This is a genomic window from Priestia veravalensis (genome assembly GCF_001457055.1).
GTDB lineage: Bacteria > Bacillota > Bacilli > Bacillales > Bacillaceae_H > Priestia > Priestia flexa.
In genome coordinates, this window is sequence record NZ_KQ758643.1 from 46320 (window position 1) to 61431 (window position 15112).

The window sequence follows — 15112 nt, forward strand, 5'->3', positions numbered from 1 at the left end:
CTCCAACTTTTAAGCTGAAGTACTTTTTCTTCACTGAATGCCTAATGCGATTTTCGCATATCGTGACATTCTCTCCTTTTCCCATGGAGGGTTAAAGGTAATATTCACTTCGACATTTTCAACGCCGTCTACCTCGATTACATTTTTCTTTACGTCTTCTGTAATTGCTCCTGCTAACGGGCAACCAATTGATGTTAACGTCATCGTCACAACAACTGTTTGGTTCTCCTCCATAATTACGTCGTAAACAAGGCCTAAGTTTACAATATCAACGCCTAGTTCAGGGTCAACTACCTCTTCCAGTGATTCCATGATCTTTTCTTTTAATTGTTCATCCATGTCGCAATCTCCTTTCATATATGAGATTCTTTTTTGATTGTTTTACCGTAACAATCTCATTTCTATCTGTCAAACGTTGTGCTTTGTTCTTTCCACAAACTTATGTAAGATAGAAAATAAGCGAATGAATTACGCTCTTTTTTAATATATATAAATCCAACTAATTAAGTTCGATTACTTATTAAGATGTGTAAAGGAGACTGTATGAATACAAAAAAACATTTAATTGCTTTAGATTTAGACGGCACGCTATTAGCTGATAATAAAACCATTCTACCTTTCAAATGAAGACAATGGTATTGCTTATTATTTGGAAAAGACCTTAAATTTATAACTTAACTATTTTTTGAAAGCACAGGTAATTTTTTTTACGCTATCTTTTCATCAAAGCTGCACACACTATAATCGACGCTTAGTTAAGTGTCGATTTTCTTTATTTTAGAGGAGGAAGATATGATGGGTAGAAGCAATCGATCAAAGCGTTTTGTCAAACAAGGTGCAGATGCAGTACAAAAGCATGATGAACGTATTCCTTATCATATGACACTGGCGGAGGCTGAAGCGTTTCAAGCCCAGCAAAGCCACGCTCCTCATGGAGGTCAATAACGTATGAAACAGTCATTTTTTCAACAAGTAAAAGAGACAATCCAAAATGTTGTTTCAAATCGCTCTGAGCATCATAAAGGCGAGAGTCTTTCAAATCATGAAAATCATAAAAGCCACAACGGCGAACTTGATATTTCAGGCGAAATGTTAAAAGCCGTGATGTCGGATGCTTCATCTCAAGAACAGGAGAAAATTCAGCATTTCGAAAATTCTTTAAATCAAACATATAATACAAAGCAGGCTGCTTCATCACACACGCCAGCAGGTCAGATGGAAATTGCGGAAGATATGTTATCTCATATTGAAAACAATGCCTCTCCATCTGAACAAGCACAGCTGCATGAGCTTGCTGAATATTTAGAAAAAAAGAATTAATAAAAGCAAAAGCACGCTATGTATTGCAGCGTGCTTTTGCTTTTATTCTTCTTTGCGAAATAACCCGAATATGCCTGTCGTTTGTACAATATTCGTAAACGCATGAGGATCGACGTCTTTAATAGTTTTTTCTAAATCAAAAAGCTCATATCTTGTCAAAACAATCATTAGCATTTCTTTTTCTTCATTTGTAAAACCACCTTTTGCAGGAACAGCGGTGATACCTCGTACCAACTTGGAATGAATGGCTTTTCTAAGCTCCTCGCCTTTTTTGGTTACAATCATCGCTGTCACTTTCACGTGGCGCGTATGAATAACATCGATGACTCGAGTCGTTGTATATAAGGCAACGAGCGTATATAACGATTTTTCAGCCCCATATAACAGACCTGCAGCTGCAATAATGACAGCATTTAACGTAAATAAATAGCCACCGATTGGCTTATCTTTCATACGGGACAACACCATAGCAATGATGTCTAATCCTCCTGTTGAAGCACCAAACTTCAGCGTAATTCCTACTCCTACAGCTAAAATGACTCCTCCAAATACCGCGTTTAAAATGATGTCTTGAGATAAAGCTTCAATCGGTACAAACTCTAAAAACACCGTTGTAGCTAAAACGCTATAAAAGCTATAAATCGTAAACGTCTTACCTACCTTTTTCCATCCTAAAATTGTTACGGGAATGTTTAATAAAAGCAGCAAAATACCTGTGGAAATTGTAAACGGCGTATAGTCAGTTACAACGCTTGAAATTAATTGGGCGACTCCTGTAAATCCACTGGAATAAACATTCGCTGGAATTAGAAATAAGTTTAAAGCAACTGCGTTTAATAAAGCACCAACTGTAATAACAATAATTTTTTTGACTTCCAGCCACTTGTTCAATCGTTTCAAACCTCCAAACTTATGTATACATGTAGTATTTGCTCATTCTTTTTTTATAGTATGAACATTTTTATTTCATAAAAAAATTATTCATAAATTGTATTTTTTCCTCAGTGCTTATACACTAGTATTATTATTGTATTTATTTTCTTTTCATCAAACCGTAAAAAAATAAACGCTTAGATAAATGTAGTAGGAAGGTGACATTTATGTCAATAAAAATTTTAACAGATAGTGCTAGTGACTTACCTTGTTCTTTTTTCAAAGAAAATAACGTTTCATTGCTTCCTCTTCGCGTTCATTTACGCGACACGGAATATTTAGATTTAGAAACAATTAATCCTGCAGAAGTATACGAAGCCATTCGAGAAGGAGCAATGCCGAAAACATCTCAAGCTGCTCCAGCTACTGTATATGAAACATTTGAAGAGTTGGCTAAATCAGGTGAGCAATGTATTTATATTGCATTTTCTTCTGAACTCTCAGGAACCTACCAAACAGCTGTGATGGTCAAAAACGAACTATTGGAAACATACCCTAACTTCGAGTTAGAAATTATTGATACAAAATGTGCGTCTCTTGGGCAAGGTCTTGTTGTACACTATGCTGTTCAACAGCTGGCAGCTGGTCTCAACTTTAAAGAACTTGTATCTAAAACAAGACAATATGCGTCTAGCATGGAGCATATCTTTACTGTAGACGACCTTGATTTTCTTGCACAAGGCGGACGCGTAAGCAAAGCTTCTGCATTTGTTGGAGGATTGCTAAATATCAAGCCTTTATTACATGTTGAAGATGGTAAACTCGTTCCAATTGAAAAATTAAGAGGGCGTAAGAAAGTGTTAAAGCGTATGATTGATATCATGGACGAACGCGGTGCAAAAAATCTAGCTGATCAAACCATTGCAATTAGCCACGGTGATGATGAAGAAACAGCTATGCAGTTAAAAGCACTGATTGAAGAGCGATTCGGCTGCAAGTCGTTTTTAATTAACATGATTGGAGCTGCCGTTGGTTCTCACGCTGGACCTGGGACGATTGCTCTTTTCTTTTTAAACGAAATTATCGAATAATGCTTGTAGTTAAGGGTAATCTAACGATATGTTCTAAAAAGGAGTGTGTGTTAGAATGCCTCATACAAGTGATAACGATAAAAAGGCAAAAGATAATCAAGCAAAGCAAGAACAAAAGAATCTACATGAACAAAGAAATAGACAAGCAGGAAAACATTCATTTTCTAAAAAAACGGATCATCTATAAAGGCATTACAAAACCGCTTGGAAGCTTCCAAGCGGTTTTGTAATGCCTTTATTTATCTTTTTTGAAGTATGTCCATCCTTCTTCTTGATAAACCTTATCTTCTTTCATCAGCTTTCCTAATGCGCGCTTAAACGCTGCTTTACTCATATTGAAACGCGTGCGAATATCTTCTGGGTAACTTTTATCCCAAAATGGCATAACGCCTCCGCGGCTTTCCATGTAATCGTATAGAACTTGCGCATCTTCATCCATACTTTCTTGCTTACGAGGTAGCAACGAAACATTCAGTGTACCGTCTTCTTTTACATTCACAACGCGTCCCGTTACAAGCGCACCAATCTTCGGTTCTTTCTTACGTTCTGATTCATGAATAAATCCAACGTAGCCTTCTTCTGTCATAATGAAAGATCCTACTCGTAGCACGCGATAGATACGACCCGTGACTTCACGATTAAACAGATGACTTGGAGCCGGCTTAGCCATTGCTTTCATAACATCATCTGTTGCCACTTTCCCGTAAATTTTTCCATGCTTTGATATTTTCATCGTACAGTAAAGCTTGTTTCCTACATCAGGCCACAGACTTTCTAAAGCTGGAAGATCCGTTGAACCGATCAGCATATCTTTACTCATACCAATATCCACAAATACACCTAAGTCATCATTTACGTCAACTACTTCGACCCACGCATACGTTCCCTCTTCGACAACTGGCATATGCATAGTAGCAGTTAATCGACTTTGGTTATCTAAATATACAAACACTTCTACTTCTTCTTGCTCTGCTAGCTCTTGCGTTGTTTCATTTTTATGAAGAAGGATTTCTCCATCTTCACTGTCAAGCATATATCCCATCGGCGTTTCACGACTTACAGTCAAATATGCTCTTTGGCCTGGTTTTACTCTACTCATTTTTTATCCATCCTTTATGTGAAGTTCCTTTATTTCTTTTATGATCAAATTGTATTATCATCATTGATTCTACATTATGAAAACAAACGTTCAAAATTGTATTGTATCAATTTCAAGATGCTTGTTCAATATCAGTTGTATCCCCTTTTCGTTTTATTTATAATTAAAGAAAAAAACAAGGAGGATTCTATGGCAAAAGATAGCTCATTTGATGTAGTATCACAGGTTGACTTACAAGAAGTAACAAACGGAATTACAATGGCTTTAAAAGAAATTCGAAACCGCTATGATTTTAAAGGAAGTAAAAGCGACATTTCTGTCGATAAAGAAGAGCTTGTATTAATTTCCGACGATGAGTTTAAGCTAGAGCAGCTAAAAGATGTTATGGTTTCAAAATTAATTAAGCGCGGTGTACCAACAAAGAACATTGAATATGGAAAAGTTGAGAACGCTTCAGGTGGTACGGTCCGCCAGCGCGGTAAACTGATTCAAGGTATCGATAAAGAAAATGCTAAAAAAATTAATAATTTAATCAAAAAAAGCGGTTTAAAAGTAAAGAGCCAAATTCAAGATGATCAGCTTCGCGTAAGCGCTAAAAGCCGGGATGACCTACAGCAAGTAATCGCAGCGATTAAAGAAGCGGATTTGTCAATTGACGTGCAGTTTATTAATTACCGCTAAGTTTATTCATTATTGTTAAGGGTAAAGACCAGTAGCTATGCTATTGGTCTTTTTTTCCTTTATGCATACTTATTCTAGCACCACGCATACTATTTACATTCTATATCATCAATTACTTTTAAAGGAGTGTATAAGCAAATGAGTCAACAACAGCAAAAACAAACCTTTCCCCCACAACATCAGCAAAAACAACCTGGCATTGAATCAGAAATGAACCCAAAACCAACTGCGATTGAGCCGGAATACAAAGCTAGTGGAAAACTTTCTGGAAAAGTAGCGATTATTACAGGCGGTGACAGCGGTATTGGACGTTCAGTTGCGTATCATTTCGCAAAGGAAGGCGCCAATATTGTTATTACGTATTTAGATGAGCATGACGACGCAGATGAAACGAAGAAGACCATTGAAGAATATGGTGTATCATGCTTAGCTCTTTCTGGAGACATTGGTGAAGAGCCGTTTTGTGAAAAAGTAGTTCATGAAACCATTGAGAAATTTGGACAGCTTGATATCTTAGTAAATAACGCTGCTGAGCAGCACCCTCAAAAAGATATTACACAGATTAGTGCTGAGCAGCTGCAGCGAACATTTCAAACAAATATTTTCTCATTTTTTTATTTTACAAAAGCAGCGATGCCTCACTTAAAAAAAGGAAGTTCTATTATCAATACAACATCTGTGACTGCTTACCATGGTCACGATCAGCTTATTGATTATTCATCAACAAAAGGAGCCATTGTATCATTTACGCGCTCGTTGTCAGCATCATTAGCTGCGAAAGGTATTCGAGTAAATGGTGTTGCTCCTGGACCTATTTGGACACCTCTTATCCCTTCAACCTTTGATGAACAACAAGTAGCTTCATTTGGTGCAGATACGCCGATGCAGCGTGCTGGCCAGCCTTCTGAGCTTGGACCTGCTTATGTATTTTTAGCAAGCAACGATTCATCCTATATATCTGGACAAGTTATCCATATAAACGGTGGAACGATTATAAATGGATAATACGTTACTGAAGCTGTAGATTTCCCTACAGCTTCTTCTTTTTTGCATATAAAAGACATATCTGCTTAAATAATAAATGATAAGATGCTGCTTAAATAATAAATGATAAGATGCTGCTTTAAAGGGGATTGAGGAAATGACAAAGTCTAACTATTCTACACCGCTGGTTCAGTCCATCTTTGAAAAAATCATTAATGAAGTTGATGCTGGTATTCATGCAATTGATGAACATGGTACAACCATTATTTATAATGAACAAATGATGAAAATGGAATCAATGGAAAAACATGATGTGCTTCATAAGAACTTGCTTGATGTCTTCATGTTCCAAGATAATCAAGAAAGTACGCTTGTCAAAGCTCTACGTGAGGGTAAAACAACCATTAATGTCAAGCAAACGTACTTTAACAATAAAGGAAAGGAAATTACTACAATCAATAATACCTTTCCAATTATTGATGATGGAAAAATTAAAGGGGCGGTTGAAATTGCGAAAGATGTAACTCAACTTGAAAAGCTCATCCGCGAAAACAACCGACACCGAGAGTCAAAAATGGTGACGTTTGAGCAGATCATCGGTAGCAGTACCGCTATTCAAGATGTAGTGAATATCGCTAAACGAGCCACGCGCACTCCTTCATCCGTTTTGATTGTAGGTGACACAGGCACCGGGAAAGAGTTATTTGCTCAAAGCATACATAATGGAAGCAGTCGATCAGCTAAACCGTTTATTTCACAAAACTGCGCAGCAATTCCAGATACCTTAATGGAAAGTCTTCTTTTCGGCACAGTGCGTGGTGCTTTTACGGGCTCAGCAGACCAGCCTGGACTTTTTGAACAAGCTAATGGAGGAACACTGCTGTTAGATGAAATAAATTCGCTTCCTACAAATCTTCAAGCAAAGCTGCTTCGTGTTTTGCAGGAAAAAACGATTCGTCGCATTGGTGACACGAAAGAAAGAACGATAGATGTTCGCATTATCGCTAATATGAACGAAGATCCCATTGACGCTATTAACGAAAACCGATTGCGAAAAGACTTATACTATCGCTTAGGGGTCGTTACGCTACAGATTCCTCCTCTAAGAGAGCGTAAAGAAGATATCCCAGAGCTTGTTCAAACATTTATTCAAAAATACAACGATCGCTTTCAAATGGAGGTAATGGGAATTGATGAACGAGTCATGTCGTCTTTTTCACAATACGAGTGGCCAGGTAACGTTAGAGAGTTAGAACATGTCATTGAAGGCGCGATGAACCTCATGATTGGTGAGGAGGAAATTCATTACCATCACTTGCCATTTCAATATCAAAACCGCTTCCTTCCCCCTGTTAATACCAAAGTGATAAGCCAGGTACGGAATGAAGATCAAGCCTATGTCCCTTTGAAAAAACAGCTTTTACAGTTTGAAGCTCACTGTATTAAAGAGGCGCTAGAACACCATGAAGATAACATTTCACAGACAGCTAAGGCACTAGGAATGAGTAGACAGAGCTTACAATATCGGATGCGCCGTTTGAATATAACGAAATAAGGCTTTTGCCTTATTTCGTCTTCAATAGCTCCGTTGTCACATGCTGGATGAACTGAGGTAAAATCTTAAATGAATAAGGCTTATAGACTCTTTCCGTCCATTTATGACCATCTTTTCCATATACGCCAAGGTTGATAGATGGAATGTCTAAATCCTTAATTTCTTGAAATGGGATGGTTTGATCAAACTCCCAACCTGGAAAATTCCTCGTGAAAGACTGTATTTCTTCTTGCGTTTCTGAAAATGATAAAAAACTTCCATCAGATAAATAAGGAAAAAACTTTCGCACTTCGAATTTCTCATTCGTTTCAGAAGTGAACTTTTCCACACAAGCATGTATCACGTTCACAAGTTCATGCCCTTTCTCAGTGCTTACGTCTACGTGATTATGCGGTAAATAAGGTGGTGCATAAAACAAAATCACTCGAGGCTTATGAGAAGCATCCAAAGCTTGAAGTGCTTCTACTAGTTTAAAAGCTTTCATTCGAGCTTCTAACGACTCATATTTAATTAGCGTTTGCTCGATATGAGAGCGCGGATCAATGCCTTGTATTTGTAAGTCTAGAAGGTACTGGTGTAACGTAACGACTTCTACCTCAAATGACAGGGTGCGATTAGGCAATTGTGCTCTTCTACAAAAATCTTCATACGCATGAGCAAGCCTATGTTCAACCTCTTTACATGCTTGACGTGCAACTTTCAACAATTCATTCGTTACTTCATTGATTTTCTTTTCATACATAAAATAATTAAAGTACAAATGCGTATATACAGCCGTCTGCACATTATATGCGTCTTTTCCATCTCTCTGGTACAAACAAGTCGGTGGTAAAATCATTTCACCTTCAAGCTCTTCTGCTAAGCTCATATTATTATGAATACTTCGCGTCAGCTCAGAGGCAATCACATTTGGATCAATTCCTAGCAGCGTATCGCCTACGTGCACCGTACGACCATGAATGTAAAAGCATGGCAATACCTTTCCAGCTGTACCCGTATAGAGATAGCGTGTTTGATCTCCTTCATACAAAGGCGCAATGAAGTCATTGTTAATGGCCGTTACGTAGTCTAGCTGATACTCTGCTTTCACTCGTTTCAACTCTTTAACAGCAGCTAAGATTCCTCGGTGCTCACTTTCTTCATCCCCATTAATGACCAATAATACATTTCCTTCGAGCTCCTTAATTCTTTCCGTAAAGTAAAGAGTGTTAACAAGATGAACTGCAATACCACTTTTCATATCAAGGGCCCCACGACCAAATAGCCAGTCACCGGATGCTGCATCAGCTTGAACTTCTGCATCCTTTTGCTGAATCATAAAATATGTCTTTAATTCATCAGCATCGTATGCAATGTGCTTAAGATGTCCATAATCATCTACCCCCACCGTATCTAAATGTGCATGGTACACAATGGTTTTTGCCGATTGCTTTTTACCTTTCACAAATGCAAAGATATTTTTTCGATTCACGGGATCTTGAGGAACGCTTTGTACCCATAGGTGATGGGGGTTTTCAATAAAATAAGGAAATGTTTGAAGTAACTCTTTTACAAATTCAGCAAGCTTCTCCTCTCCTTCTGTTCCGTTGACGCTTTCGATTTTCACCAATGTTTTTGTGAGCAGCTCCACTTTTTGTTCCAATGACAAATGAACAAGTTGTTCATACATATTATCAACATCTCCTTCTATCGTAAAAAAGCTCAGTCGCACGATGTAACACCGTACGACTGGGCTTTTTAGATATGAAATACTTTTTGAATTCGCTCAATTGCCCAATCAAGCTCTTCTTTCGAAATCGTGAGCGGTGGAGCAAATCGAATAACTGTGTGATGCGTTTCTTTACATAAAAGTCCTTCTGCTTTTAACTTTTCACAATATGGTCGAGCTGCTTCGTATAGCTCTACACCAATAAATAGACCACGACCTCGAACTTCTTTAATAATCGGGTTTCCAATTTTGCTGAGCTCTTCTTTGAAGTAATTACCTAATTCCAATGAACGCTTTGCTAACTCTTCTTCTTCAATCACTTCTAGCGACGCTAGGGAAACAGCACAAGCAAGTGGGTTTCCTCCAAACGTAGAACCATGCGACCCTGGATTAAATACACCTAGAATATCATCGTTTGCAACAACGCATGAAATTGGGAATACGCCTCCCCCTAATGCTTTTCCTAAAATCAGCATATCAGGCTCAAAACCTTCCCACTCGTAAGCAAATAGCTTTCCAGTACGAGCCAGCCCCACTTGAATTTCATCTGCAATGAAGAGTACATTATTTTCTTTACAAAGTTCAAAAGCAGCTTTTAAGAATCCTTCTGGTGGAAGTACTATCCCTGCTTCACCTTGGATGGGTTCAATAAGAAATGCTGCTGTATTTGGTGTAATGGCAGTTTTCAAAGCTTCTAAATCACCATATGAAATTATCTTAATTCCAGGTAGCATTGGACCGAATCCTCGTTTATACTCCGCTTCTGATGATAACGAAACAGCTGTCATTGTACGGCCGTGGAAATTTCCTTCACAAGCGATAATTTGCGCTTGATCTTCCGCAACGCCTTTTATATCATACGCCCAGCGACGAGCAGCTTTAACTGCTGTTTCAACCGCTTCAGCTCCCGTATTCATCGGCAATGCCATATTTTTATTTGTCATTTTGCAAATTTTTTCATACCATGGACCTAACTGATCATTGTGAAAAGCGCGTGACGTTAACGTAACTTTATCTGCTTGGCACTTTAGTGCCTCAATAATCTTAGGATGACGATGACCTTGGTTCACTGCTGAATACGCGCTTAGCATATCCATATATTTATTGTTTTCTGGGTCATGCACCCACACTCCTTCTGCTTTTTCAATAACAATTGGTAGTGGATGATAATTGTTTGCTCCGAACCTTTCCGTTTGTTGAATAATTGTGTCTGTTTGTTTTACCTGTACCATTTAAGTCATCCTCCTTCGTTTTATTTTACGTATATTATTAGAACATTTCAGATGTTGTTTTTGCTTGCATATGAAGCAGTAAATAATCAGGACCACCAGCTTTTGAATCAGTACCCGACATATTGAATCCACCAAATGGTTGGTAACCAACAATCGCTCCCGTGCACCCTCTATTAAAATATAAGTTTCCGACATGAAATCCTTCACGCGCACGCTCAATATTAGCGCGTGTATTTGATAGGACTGCGCCTGTTAATCCATAATCCGTGTTGTTCGCAATTTCTAACATATGATCAAAATCTCTCGCTTTACAAACCGCTACAACAGGCCCGAAGATTTCTTCCTTCATCAAGCGAGCATCTTGATGTATATTCCCAAACACAGTTGGCTGGACGAAGAAACCGTTAGATGAATCCCCTTCCCCTCCTACTAATAAATCTCCTTCTGTTCTACCAATCTCAATATATTTCATAATTTTATCAAACGACGCTTGGTGAATAACCGGTCCCATGTACGTATCTACGCTTTCTGGATTCCCTACTTTTAATGTTTTTGTTAAGGAGACAACCTTTTCGACGACCTCATCATATACGTCTTCATGAATAACTGCTCTTGATCCTGCTGAACACTTTTGACCAGAAAAGCCAAAAGCAGAGTAAACGATGGATGAAGCAGCTAACTCTAAATCAGCATCGCGGTCAACCAACACAGTATCCTTGCCACCCATTTCTGCAATCACACGCTTTAGCCAAATTTGGCCTGACTGTACTTTTGCTGCGCGTTCATAAATACGACATCCTACTTCTCGAGAACCTGTAAACGAAACAAATCTTGTTTTTGGATGCTCAACTAAATAATCTCCAATAATAGATCCTTTACCAGGAATAAAGTTAAGGACACCTTTCGGTAAACCTGCTTCTTCCATGAGCTCTACAAACTTGGCTGCAACAACGGGCGTTGCATCAGCTGGTTTTAATAGAATGGTGTTGCCAGTTACAATGGCCGCAATTGCTGTTCCAGCCATAATTGCAAGCGGGAAGTTAAAAGGTGAAATGATGACCCCTACCCCTAACGGAACATAGTTATATTGATTATATTCGCCTGGACGACTATTAACTGGCTGCCCTTTTGTAAGCTCTAGCATTTGCCTTCCATAATATTCAATAAAGTCAATTGCTTCTGCTGTGTCTGCATCCGCTTCGTTCCAAGGCTTCCCAGCTTCTTTGACTAGATAGGCAGAAAACTCATGCTTTCGGCGTCTTAGCATTGCTGCTGCACGGAACAAAATATTTGCTCGGTCTTCAGCTTTCCATTTTTTCCAATCTACAAAAGCTTCTAACGCAGCATTCATTGCTTTTTCAGCTAGCTCTTGATTTGCTAATGACACGTAGCCGATTACTTCTTTCTTATTTGAAGGGTTAATAGACGTTGTTTTTTCATCCGTTTCAATACGCTCACCGTTAATGATGAGAGGGTATGTTTTTCCTAATTGTGTATTCACGTATGATAAAGCCTCTTGAAATAGCTCTTGATTCTTTTCATCTTTAAAATTAGTAAATGGTTCATGTTGATATGTACGCACCATGTAAATACCTCCTAAAGTTGACTTTTCTACTCACTAATCTTTATTGCAAGATTGATGCCAACATGCGTATCTCCGTTTTTTTCTTATTTTTCAAGAAATTCAGCTCCGACCAATAGCAAAAAATATTTGCATGCAAAAGAAATATCTATCAATAAGCAAAATTATTTTGCGTAACCTTATGCACCCTCACTCCCACAAGGTTTTTGCTATTTAAACAAACGTTTGATTAATAAAAAAACGACCGTATATACACATATACAGTCGTTTTCTACTCATTACCGCTTTTTACACGATTGCCTTGTCACAATTGAATGTGGAATGCGAATACTTTCAATTGGTTGAGAAGAAGCTTCGATTTTTTTCGTCAAGCTACGTACAGCCTGATATCCTAATTCAAAAATATTAATATCAATTGATGTGAGTGCAGGTCTTGCCATTTCAGCAATTAATACATTATTAAAACTAATAATCGACATATCTTCCGGAACTGAAATTCCAATTGCATCAAGAGTATTGAGTACACCTAAAGCCATTAAATCATCTGCTACAACGAGAGCAGTTGGTCGTTCCTCTAAGCTTAATAGCTCACAAACAGCTTCTTTTCCACCTTCTTGTAGAAATTCTTCATGAATGACATATTCACTACGGTAAGCAATCCCAGCTCCTTGTATTGCTTTATCGTAACCTGTTAAACGATCAATCGTTACAACAAGGTCCAAACTACCTCCAATAAACGCAATTCGGTTATGCCCCAGTTCAATTAGGTATTCTGTTGCTTCTTTCCCGGCTTTGAAATTATCGTTGTCTACATATGTGATATACTCACTATCTTTGAACGGTTTTCCCACTACGACAAATGGAATGTTTTGTTCTTTTAAATATGCTAATACTGGATCATCAATTTTAGAATATAAGAGAATCAGCCCGTCTACTCTTCTCCCTTGTACCATTTGCATTACTTCTCTTAAAATTTCTGATTCTGCTTCACCGGTTGACATATATATAGCTCGCTTTTTTTCATGAGCACCTGTACTGATTCCACGCAGTACTTCTGGGAAAAATGGATTTTGAAAAACGTTCCCAGCAGAACTTGGCATAACTATACCAATTGCTTCTGTTGTTTTATTAGCTAAGTTACGAGCAATAATATTAGGGTGGTATCCTAATTCTTCCATCGCTGCGCGTACTCGTTGTTTTGTTTTCTCACTAATTCTTGAACTATTTGCAATTACGCGTGAGACTGTAGAAGGAGCTACCTTTGCTAAATTTGCTACATCTTTTATTGTTACGCTCACCGCATGTCCCCTCCTATATGATCATCTCTCCATTACTTGATAGCGCTGACATTTTATAGTCAAATAGTATCATCAAACGATCGAAAATCCTATTGTTTTTCAGCATTGATTAACTTATCTTTTTTTCTTTTTTTAGAAGCAGCAATCAAAAAAATCAAAAAGCCTCCATAAACAAAAACCATCATACTAATATACCATATATTAACTCCTTTATCTTCAGCTATTCGATATATATTCGAAGAATCTGAATCTAACTGAATATGATATTGTCCACCTTGAGACCGAATGATGCCACCTTCTATAAGACCTCTCAACTCTTGATCTTCACCTATTTCTTTTTCTTCTATTTGAGCAACTTGCACGCGAGAATCATTATTTATAACAAACAACGTTTTTTCACCCTTACTTTTATGAAGGTACACGCCCATTCCTTTATCATCTGAAAGCTGAGTGACATCTCCTTGGCGAACGGACAAAAGCTCAGCTCTCACGCCTGCCAACTTTGTGAGATACTCAATAATTTCAGGGTTCGATTGAAAGTTCATGAGCCGATGTGCATCGCTTCCTTTTCCACCATCTAGCGCAATTTCCGTACCATAATAAACAATCGGCACAGAAGAAGACAAATACAAATACGCTAATGCTTGTTTGGTTCGTACCACCGGGTGTTCCTTAGCATCTAGTACGGTTCGTGTAAAACGCTCAGTACGAGGATTGTCTAAGAACGTACCGCTCGCTTCGTTTGAATGATAACTTAGCTGAGGAAGTGCACCACCTTTACTTAATTGTTGTGTCTGTGCATTAGACTGCTTTTGGTTGACAAATAAATCCCATGAGAGAGATTCTATATCGGAATCTTTCGTACCTTCACCAATTAAATAAAAGCCTGCTTTCTTATTATGAAATTGCTGGGATAGCCGATTTACAAACGCTGCTGGAAAATCATCGACACCCGCAAAGTAATAGCCATCTAAGTTTGTTTGTTCAATCCACCATTCTCCAACTTCTTCTATGTACTTCTGCACATCCGGTTGCTTGACTTGTAGCTCTACACGTTCTCCTTGCTCGGTAAACCACTGCTCCTTACTCAAATCTTCTAGCATAGGATGCTTCTCGCTGACCGTTACAGGCAGCTCCATGACCACTTTCATGTCTTCTTTATGAGCTTGTTTGATAAATTCCTTCAATTGTGGAAAGGTTCCAAAGCGTTCATCCATTTGATAATGATCGATAACGTTATAACCATGATACCCACGTTCATCATTCTTGAAAATTGGCGTGATAATAATGGTTGTAAACCCCATATCTTTTATATACGGAATTCGATTTTCCAATCCTTTTATGTCTCCACCGTAAAAGCTAAAAGGATTATTATAGTCTATTTTTACATCATTGCTCTCGTCTCCATTTTGAAAACGATTTACCATTACATAGTACATAATTTCATCTTTAATTGATTCTCTTGCATCGGCTTGTACCGGAATAAAGCTAACAAACAGCAAACCTAACAGTAAGCTAATAACTTTTCTCCCCAATCCTCATCTCCCCTGTCATAGAGCCTTTCCTCTAGAGTATCGCTTTTGACAATTAAACTCAACGCTTTCTTATCCCCTCTTAATTAACACAATAAAAAAAGAGTTTGGGACATAACAAAATGATTGCTTCTAAGAGACGAACAATAGCTGTTCC

General features: G+C 38.1%; 15 protein-coding genes. 7 read left to right on the top strand and 8 right to left on the bottom strand.

Annotated features, from left to right (window positions below; translation table 11 throughout):
- Positions 1-30: 30 nt before the first annotated feature.
- The gene (locus tag AS180_RS09255; RefSeq protein ID WP_025908185.1) at positions 31-339 is read right to left on the bottom strand and encodes a metal-sulfur cluster assembly factor; all 309 of its coding nucleotides are present in this window, start codon (positions 337-339) and stop codon (positions 31-33) included.
- Positions 340-792: 453 nt separating this feature from the next.
- Here AS180_RS09255 and AS180_RS23195 point away from each other — a divergent pair, with 453 nt between their 5' ends.
- A complete protein-coding gene (locus tag AS180_RS23195) occupies positions 793-945 on the top strand; it encodes a hypothetical protein (protein WP_153301193.1) in 153 nt (50 codons plus the stop codon).
- Between the two features lie 3 nt (positions 946-948).
- Positions 949-1320: a hypothetical protein gene (locus tag AS180_RS09260; protein WP_025908186.1), complete on the top strand. Its 372-nt coding sequence runs from the start codon at positions 949-951 to the stop codon at positions 1318-1320.
- A gap of 42 nt (positions 1321-1362) precedes the next feature.
- Here the strand turns inward: AS180_RS09260 and AS180_RS09265 are convergent, their stop codons facing one another.
- The gene (locus AS180_RS09265; RefSeq protein ID WP_062686731.1) at positions 1363-2211 is read right to left on the bottom strand and encodes a YitT family protein; all 849 of its coding nucleotides are present in this window, start codon (positions 2209-2211) and stop codon (positions 1363-1365) included.
- Positions 2212-2420: 209 nt separating this feature from the next.
- On the opposite strand from AS180_RS09265, the gene AS180_RS09270 reads away from it, so the two are divergent.
- Positions 2421-3284 carry a DegV family protein gene (locus tag AS180_RS09270; protein ID WP_025911871.1) on the top strand — a complete coding sequence of 288 codons (864 nt, stop codon included), beginning with the start codon at positions 2421-2423 and terminating at the stop codon, positions 3282-3284.
- A gap of 55 nt (positions 3285-3339) precedes the next feature.
- Positions 3340-3471 carry a DUF3941 domain-containing protein gene (locus tag AS180_RS21640; protein ID WP_076513403.1) on the top strand — a complete coding sequence of 44 codons (132 nt, stop codon included), beginning with the start codon at positions 3340-3342 and terminating at the stop codon, positions 3469-3471.
- A 48-nt stretch (positions 3472-3519) separates the two neighbouring features.
- Here AS180_RS21640 and AS180_RS09275 read toward each other — a convergent pair whose 3' ends face one another.
- On the bottom strand, positions 3520-4383 hold the full coding sequence (locus tag AS180_RS09275) for a CvfB family protein (RefSeq protein ID WP_025911873.1): 864 nt from the start codon (positions 4381-4383) through the stop codon (positions 3520-3522).
- Positions 4384-4572: 189 nt separating this feature from the next.
- On the opposite strand from AS180_RS09275, the gene AS180_RS09280 reads away from it, so the two are divergent.
- The 3 genes from AS180_RS09280 to AS180_RS09290 all read left to right on the top strand — a co-directional run bounded on the left by AS180_RS09280 (position 4573) and on the right by AS180_RS09290 (position 7603).
- Positions 4573-5064 (top strand): YajQ family cyclic di-GMP-binding protein, encoded by a 492-nt coding sequence (locus tag AS180_RS09280; protein WP_025911874.1) that lies wholly within the window; start codon positions 4573-4575, stop codon positions 5062-5064.
- Positions 5065-5202: 138 nt separating this feature from the next.
- Complete coding sequence (locus AS180_RS09285) at positions 5203-6069, top strand: SDR family oxidoreductase (RefSeq protein WP_062686732.1); 867 nt, start codon at positions 5203-5205, stop codon at positions 6067-6069.
- A 136-nt stretch (positions 6070-6205) separates the two neighbouring features.
- Positions 6206-7603 (top strand): sigma-54 interaction domain-containing protein, encoded by a 1398-nt coding sequence (locus AS180_RS09290; protein ID WP_025911876.1) that lies wholly within the window; start codon positions 6206-6208, stop codon positions 7601-7603.
- A gap of 10 nt (positions 7604-7613) precedes the next feature.
- Here AS180_RS09290 and AS180_RS09295 read toward each other — a convergent pair whose 3' ends face one another.
- The 5 genes from AS180_RS09295 to AS180_RS09315 form a co-directional block, all read right to left on the bottom strand.
- The gene (locus tag AS180_RS09295) at positions 7614-9272 is read right to left on the bottom strand and encodes a M20/M25/M40 family metallo-hydrolase (RefSeq protein ID WP_035321451.1); all 1659 of its coding nucleotides are present in this window, start codon (positions 9270-9272) and stop codon (positions 7614-7616) included.
- Positions 9273-9340: 68 nt separating this feature from the next.
- The gene (locus AS180_RS09300; RefSeq protein WP_025911877.1) at positions 9341-10543 is read right to left on the bottom strand and encodes an ornithine--oxo-acid transaminase; all 1203 of its coding nucleotides are present in this window, start codon (positions 10541-10543) and stop codon (positions 9341-9343) included.
- 37 nt (positions 10544-10580) lie between these two features.
- Positions 10581-12128, bottom strand: coding sequence for an L-glutamate gamma-semialdehyde dehydrogenase (pruA, locus tag AS180_RS09305; RefSeq protein ID WP_025911879.1), 1548 nt, complete (start codon positions 12126-12128; stop codon positions 10581-10583).
- Between the two features lie 275 nt (positions 12129-12403).
- Positions 12404-13423 (bottom strand): LacI family DNA-binding transcriptional regulator, encoded by a 1020-nt coding sequence (locus tag AS180_RS09310; protein ID WP_025911880.1) that lies wholly within the window; start codon positions 13421-13423, stop codon positions 12404-12406.
- 89 nt (positions 13424-13512) lie between these two features.
- The gene (locus tag AS180_RS09315) at positions 13513-14958 is read right to left on the bottom strand and encodes an alpha-amylase family glycosyl hydrolase (RefSeq protein WP_025911881.1); all 1446 of its coding nucleotides are present in this window, start codon (positions 14956-14958) and stop codon (positions 13513-13515) included.
- Positions 14959-15112 lie beyond the last annotated feature (154 nt).

Coding starts and splice junctions, on each gene's coding strand:
- AS180_RS09285 (WP_062686732.1), top strand. CDS start 5,203: ATGAGTCAACAACAGCAAAAACAAACCTTTCCCCCACAACATCAGCAA.
- AS180_RS09255 (WP_025908185.1), bottom strand. CDS start 339: ATGGATGAACAATTAAAAGAAAAGATCATGGAATCACTGGAAGAGGTA.
- AS180_RS09275 (WP_025911873.1), bottom strand. CDS start 4,383: ATGAGTAGAGTAAAACCAGGCCAAAGAGCATATTTGACTGTAAGTCGT.
- AS180_RS21640 (WP_076513403.1), top strand. CDS start 3,340: ATGCCTCATACAAGTGATAACGATAAAAAGGCAAAAGATAATCAAGCA.
- AS180_RS09290 (WP_025911876.1), top strand. CDS start 6,206: ATGACAAAGTCTAACTATTCTACACCGCTGGTTCAGTCCATCTTTGAA.
- AS180_RS09295 (WP_035321451.1), bottom strand. CDS start 9,272: ATGTATGAACAACTTGTTCATTTGTCATTGGAACAAAAAGTGGAGCTG.
- AS180_RS09300 (WP_025911877.1), bottom strand. CDS start 10,543: ATGGTACAGGTAAAACAAACAGACACAATTATTCAACAAACGGAAAGG.
- AS180_RS09260 (WP_025908186.1), top strand. CDS start 949: ATGAAACAGTCATTTTTTCAACAAGTAAAAGAGACAATCCAAAATGTT.
- pruA (WP_025911879.1), bottom strand. CDS start 12,128: ATGGTGCGTACATATCAACATGAACCATTTACTAATTTTAAAGATGAA.
- AS180_RS09270 (WP_025911871.1), top strand. CDS start 2,421: ATGTCAATAAAAATTTTAACAGATAGTGCTAGTGACTTACCTTGTTCT.
- AS180_RS23195 (WP_153301193.1), top strand. CDS start 793: ATGATGGGTAGAAGCAATCGATCAAAGCGTTTTGTCAAACAAGGTGCA.
- AS180_RS09280 (WP_025911874.1), top strand. CDS start 4,573: ATGGCAAAAGATAGCTCATTTGATGTAGTATCACAGGTTGACTTACAA.